This is a genomic window from Amycolatopsis sp. lyj-108, assembly GCF_046549005.1.
In the GTDB taxonomy this organism is placed as follows: domain Bacteria; phylum Actinomycetota; class Actinomycetes; order Mycobacteriales; family Pseudonocardiaceae; genus Amycolatopsis.
This window is the reverse complement of sequence record NZ_JAJPWQ010000026.1, coordinates 1-5,526: the sequence shown is the minus strand read 5'-3', so window position 1 is coordinate 5,526 and position 5,526 is coordinate 1. Positions and strand designations below refer to the sequence as shown.

Annotated in this window: 6 protein-coding genes; 4 read left to right on the top strand and 2 right to left on the bottom strand. The window is 68.8% G+C overall.

The genetic code is table 11. From position 1 onward, the window contains the following. Positions 1–161 precede the first annotated feature (161 nt). Complete coding sequence (locus ACLJO0_RS44025; RefSeq protein ID WP_410585847.1) at positions 162–1,352, bottom strand: FAD-dependent monooxygenase; 1,191 nt, start codon at positions 1,350–1,352, stop codon at positions 162–164. Positions 1,353–1,413: 61 nt separating this feature from the next. Between ACLJO0_RS44025 and ACLJO0_RS44020 the strand changes: the two genes are divergently transcribed. Together ACLJO0_RS44020 and ACLJO0_RS44015 are read left to right on the top strand one after the other, a co-directional pair. Further along, the gene (locus tag ACLJO0_RS44020) at positions 1,414–1,722 is read left to right on the top strand and encodes an antibiotic biosynthesis monooxygenase family protein (protein ID WP_005165349.1); all 309 of its coding nucleotides are present in this window, start codon (positions 1,414–1,416) and stop codon (positions 1,720–1,722) included. Then, a complete protein-coding gene (locus ACLJO0_RS44015; protein WP_410585846.1) occupies positions 1,715–2,530 on the top strand; it encodes an SIR2 family NAD-dependent protein deacylase in 816 nt (271 codons plus the stop codon). The genes ACLJO0_RS44020 and ACLJO0_RS44015 overlap by 8 nt, the downstream gene beginning before the upstream one ends. Before the next feature lie 3 nt (positions 2,531–2,533). On the opposite strand, the gene ACLJO0_RS44010 is transcribed toward ACLJO0_RS44015, so the two are convergent. Beyond that, positions 2,534–3,553, bottom strand: coding sequence for an endonuclease/exonuclease/phosphatase family protein (locus tag ACLJO0_RS44010; RefSeq protein WP_410585845.1), 1,020 nt, complete (start codon positions 3,551–3,553; stop codon positions 2,534–2,536). Positions 3,554–3,689: 136 nt separating this feature from the next. On the opposite strand from ACLJO0_RS44010, the gene ACLJO0_RS44005 reads away from it, so the two are divergent. Both ACLJO0_RS44005 and ACLJO0_RS44000 read left to right on the top strand, forming a co-directional pair. Next, positions 3,690–4,667, top strand: a complete 978-nt coding sequence (locus ACLJO0_RS44005) for an ATP-binding cassette domain-containing protein (protein ID WP_410585844.1) — start codon at positions 3,690–3,692, stop codon at positions 4,665–4,667. Beyond that, a complete protein-coding gene (locus ACLJO0_RS44000) occupies positions 4,664–5,464 on the top strand; it encodes an ABC transporter permease (RefSeq protein WP_410585843.1) in 801 nt (266 codons plus the stop codon). Before ACLJO0_RS44005 ends, ACLJO0_RS44000 begins: the two co-directional genes overlap by 4 nt. The last annotated feature ends 62 nt before the right edge of the window (positions 5,465–5,526 follow it).

Here is a 5,526-nt window from a genome sequence, read left to right as displayed (position 1 = left end):
GTCGCGAAAGCCACTTTCGGGACGTCAGGCGTCGCGAAAGTGGCTTTCGCGACCTACCCGGGGTGGCCTAGCGGGCGGGAGATGCCGTGATCCCCGCGCGTTTCGTCACCTACTTGCGGCCGGGCACTCTCGCAAGTAGGTGACGAATTGCGGTGGGGTGGTCAGGCACCGGGGTAGTCCGGCAGGTCGATGCCGTTCACCACGTCCCGCATCTTCCGCGAAGCCAGCGCGGCGAACGGCTTGAGCCGCATCACCCGCATCGCCACGTAGCGCGTCCGCAACGCCGTCCGCGACTTCGCGAAGATCGACTCCGCGTTGGCCCGCCCCATCTCCTGCGTCTTCTCGACGAACTCGCGCATGACCGCTTCGTAGCGTTTGAGCCCGGTGTCGAGGCCCGCGGCGAGTTCCCCGGCGAGGACGTACGCGCCGACGAACGCCAGGCTCGTGCCCTGCCCGGAGAGCGGCGAAGGGCAGAACGCCGCGTCGCCCAGCAGCCCGATCCGGCCGCGCGACCAGGAATCCATGACCACCTGGGCGCACGAGTCGAAGTAGAAGTCGGGAGCGTCGTCCATCTGCTCCAGCAGCCAGGGCGCTTCCCACTCCATTCCGGCGGCGAACTCGCGCACCAGCGCCTTCTGCGCCTCGACGTCGCGATAGTCGTAATCCACCTTCTCCGACGCGAACCCGAAGTAGGCCATCGCCTCGTCGCCGTCGCGGATGCCGCGGATCCCGGCGGACCGGCCGACGTCGTCGTAGCCGATCGCCCAGTTCCGCAGGCCGAGCCGGTTCGGCACAGAGAAGAAGGCCAGGTACGAGCCCAGATGCCGGACGAACCGGGACTCCTCGCCGAAGGCCAGCGCCCGCACTCCCGAATGCAGCCCGTCGGCCCCGATGACCAGGTCGAACGTCCTCCGCGACCCACCGGCGAAGGTGACGTCGACGCCGTCGGCCCGCTCGTCCAGCGCGGTGATCCGGTCGCCGAAGAGGTACTCCGTCTGCTCCTTGGTCGCCTCGTACAGGACTTCGGTCAGGTCGCCGCGCAGGATCTCGATCTCGGCGATGACGCCGTCACCGTCGAAGTCGTCGGCGCGGAGAGTCGCCTTCGTGCGGTTCTTCCTGTCGACGAGCGTCTCGCCCTTCGTGTCCGTGCACGCCGCGCGGACGCGTTCGTCCAGGCCCATCCGGCGGACGACCTCTTTGGCCGGTCCGCGCAGGTCGACGGCCTGGCCGCCGGGGCGCAGCGTCGGCGCGCGCTCCACGACGGTCACCGAGAAGCCGTACCGGGTGAGCCAGAAGGCCAACGCCGGTCCGGCGACACTCGCTCCGGAGATGAGGATCTTGGTGTCAGCCATTCCTGGGAAGGTCCCACGCATCACATCGCGGCGCAAAAGAGTTTCGTCGTAGGCTGGCGGCATGGCTGTCGTGAAGATCAACGCGATCGAGGTACCCGAAGGCGCAGGCCCCGAGCTGGAGAAGCGGTTCGCCGCGCGGCTGCACGCCGTCGACAACCAGCCGGGTTTCCTCGGCTTCGAGCTGCTCCGCCCGGTCTCCGGCGAGTCGCGCTACTTCGTCTACACCAAGTGGGAGTCCGAAGAGGCGTACCAGGCGTGGGCGTCCGGCCCGGCGCGTGAGGCGCACGCGGGCGAGCGCGCGAAGCCGGTCTCCAGCGGCGCGAATCTGCTGGAATTCGAGGTCGTCCAGGCTTCGAAGCCGGGTGAGTGAGCTCGAACGAGCCGCGGAACTGATCGACGGCGCCGGCGCGCTGCTCGTCTGCGCCGGTGCCGGGATGGGGGTCGACTCCGGCCTGCCCGATTTCCGGGGTGACGAGGGTTTCTGGACGGCGTATCCGCCGTACGAGCGGCTGGGCATCAGCTTCGTCGAGCTCGCCGACCCGCGGCATTTCGCCGAAGATCCCGAGCTGGCCTGGGGTTTCTACGGGCACCGGCTCGCGCTGTACCGCGCCACCGTCCCGCACGACGGCTTCGGTCTCCTGCTTTCCTGGGGAGCGGGCAAACCCGGCGGCACGCGCGCCTTCACGTCCAATGTGGACGGACAGTTCCAGAAGGCGGGCTACCCACACGTCGCCGAAGCGCACGGGTCCATCCACCACTTGCAGTGTCTTGCGAAATGCACCGGTGAGATCTGGCCCGCCGACGACCTCGAAGTCCCGATCGACGAAGACACGATGCGCGCGCTGGAGCCGTTGCCGTCCTGCCCGCGCTGCGGCGGCCTTGCCCGGCCCAACATCCTGATGTTCGGCGACTACGACTGGCTCGGCAGGCGCAGCCAGGCCCAGCTCGACGAACTGACCGCGTGGCGTCGCACGCATCGCGACCTCGTGGTGGTGGAACTCGGCGCCGGACAGGCCGTGCCGACGGTGCGGCGCTATTCGGAACTGGCCAGCGCCGCGACCGGTGCGCTGGTCCGGATCAACCCGCGCGAGCCGCAGGTCCGGCACGGTCGCGGCGTCTCGCTCGCGAGCAACGGCCTCGAAACGCTCAGGGCTCTGGACGCGCTGCTCGGCTCGTAAGACTCAAGGCAGCACGACCTCCGCGTAAACCGCGTCGTGATCGCTACCGGGCGTCTCCAGCACCTTGAAGTCCGCGATCGCCGTCCGCTTGTCCGCCAGCACGTGGTCGATCGGCACCGGCGGCACCATCCCGTTCGTCCAGGTGCCCTGCAACGCCTTCCCCAGCTGATCGGCCGCGTCCACATATCCCCTGGTCAGCAGCTCGCGAAAGAGCGAGTGGTCGAAGCTGGCGTTGAAGTCGCCCGCCAGGATCCGGATGTCGTGCTCGGCGTCGGCGTACGGCAGGTCCTTGGCCTCGTCGACCCACGCGTGCCTGTCCCACATCGGCGCCGACGGATGGACCGCGACGACCTCGATCCGCACGCCGCCGCCGAGGTCCACGCTCGCACTGGGCTGCTTGTCGTCCGAATCGCCGCTCAGTTTCAGCGGCGTGAGCGGGTACTTCGACACGAGCCCGGAGCCGTACGCCCACTCGGCCGGGTGCAGCACGTGGTACGGCAGCAGGTCGAAGAGCCCGGCCCGTTCGAGCCCGGTGATCGACTCGGGTGTCAGCTCGGTCAGGCTGAGGACGTCGACCTGGTGTTCCTTCACGTAGCCGACGATCACGGCCGGATCCGCCTGGCCGCCGAGCAGGTTCGACGCCAGTACGCGGACGTGCTTCCCGCCGAGCGCTTTCTGCTCACCTCCGAACGCGCGAGGCAGCACCATCGACGCGATCGTGCAGGTCAGCACGAGCGCGACGACCGCGGTCCACCAGCGGCGAAGTCCCAGGGCGAGGACGCCGAGCACCAGCGTCGCGATGCCGGCGTACGGCGTCAGCGCGAGCGCCGCGATCGTGTAGGTGTTGCCGTCGTAGCCCACCAGCCGCAGTGCCGTCAGCACCGCGAACGGCACGATCGCCGCGATGAGCAGCCCACCGGCCAGCTTCCGCCCGGTACCCCGGCGCGCCGGTCGGACCACCCGTTCTTCGATCACCATGACGTCGAGTATGCCGATCACCGGCGTCGTGGCGGCGGTCTCCACAACACCTCCACAACCTCCTCACGCCGCGTCTACCAGCGCGTATCAGGTCCTGTCAGGTCCTGCCAGCGCTTTGTGCGCGCTCTGCCAGGCCCGGCGTGCACCTTTGTCCACGGGGCGAGATCCACAGGAGGAAACGATGACTCACGCGATCAGGGCCGAGGGCCTGGTCAAACACTATGGGGAGACGAAGGCGCTCGACGGGGTCGATCTGGAGGTCCCGGCGGGCAAGGTGGTCGGGGTGCTGGGGCCGAACGGCGCGGGGAAGACGACCGCCGTCCGGATCCTGGCCACCTTGATCCGGCCGGACCGCGGCCACGCGAGCGTCTTCGGCTACGACGTCGTCAAGAACCCGATGGCGGTCCGGAGCATGATCGGGTTGACCGGGCAGTACGCGTCGGTCGACGAGGACCTTTCCGGTACGGAGAACCTCGTGCTGATCGGCAGGCTGCTGGAGTTCTCGAGGGCGGACGCGAAGAAGCGCGCGGCCGAACTGCTGGAGCGGTTCGAGCTGACCGGCGCCGCCGGGCGTGCGATCAAGACCTACTCGGGTGGGATGCGGCGGCGGCTCGACCTCGCCGCGAGCCTGGTCGGCCGTCCCAAGGTGCTGTACCTGGACGAGCCGACCACCGGGCTCGACCCGCACGCCCGCAACGAGGTCTGGGCCGTGGTCCGGACGCTGGTCGCGGACGGTACGACGGTGCTGCTCACCACGCAGTACCTGGAGGAGGCCGATCAGCTGGCCGACACGATCACCGTGTTCGACCACGGGCAGGTCGTGGCGAACGGGCGGGCCGACGACCTCAAGCGGCGGACCGGCGGCCAGACGCTGCAGGTCCGGCCGAGCGCGCTCGCCGACCTCGACGCCGTCGAGCGCATCCTGGCCGGGCTCACCGGGACCCGGCCGAACCGGGACGACGACACCGGGCTGCTCACCGCGCCCGTCGCCGACCCCGTCCTGCTGTCCACCTTGGTCCGCAAGCTGGACGAAGCCGGGATCACCGCGGACGAGCTGGCGCTGCGACTGCCCAGCCTCGACGAGGTGTTCCTCGCGCTGACCGGCAAGAAGACCGACGAGTCCACAAAGGACACGACTCCGGAAGGGAGCCTGGTATGACGACCATCGCGATGCCCGCACCACCACGGCATGTTTCACCGTCGAGCAGCGTGCGGCACGGGCTTTCCCTTGCCTGGCGCGGGATCCTGAAGATCCGCAAGAACCCGGAACAGCTGGCCGACGTCACCATCGCGCCGATCATCTTCCTGGTCATGTTCGTCTACCTGTTCGGTGGCGCGATCATGGGCAGTACGGAGAGCTACCTCCAGAACATCGTGCCCGGCATCATGGTGTTCAACATCCTGCAGGCCAGCATGACCGTCGGCGTCCAGCTGAACACCGACGTCACCAAGGGTGTGTTCGACCGGTTCCGGGCCATGCCGATCGCGCGGTCCGCGCCATTGATCGGCGCCGTACTGGCCGACATCGTGCGGTACCTGGTGTGCCTGGTCGTGCTGATGGTCGTCGCGACGATCATGGGTTACCGGATCCAGACCGGACCGGCAGAGTTCGCGCTGGCGATCGTGCTCGTCATCGCGTTCGCGCTGGCGTTCTGCTGGGCTTCGGTGTTCGTCGGGATGCTGGTGAAGAGCCCCGGCGCGGTGCAGGGCCTGATGTTCGTGGTGCTGATGCCGCTGACCTTCGGCAGCAACGTGTTCGTGGGGACGAGCACCATGCCCGGCTGGCTGAAGGCGTGGGCCGACATCAGCCCGGTGACGCAGATGTCCGACGTCCTGCGCGGGCTGATGAACGGCGGCCCGATCGCCGGTCCGCTGACCGGGGCGCTGATCTGGATGGCGGCCGCGATCGCGGTCTTCTTCCCGCTCGCCACGTGGGCTTACCGGAAGCGCGTCTGACGGGGGTCAGGGGGAACGCGCGTGGGTCGTGGGTGGCGGGGGGGGGGGGGGAACCCACAACC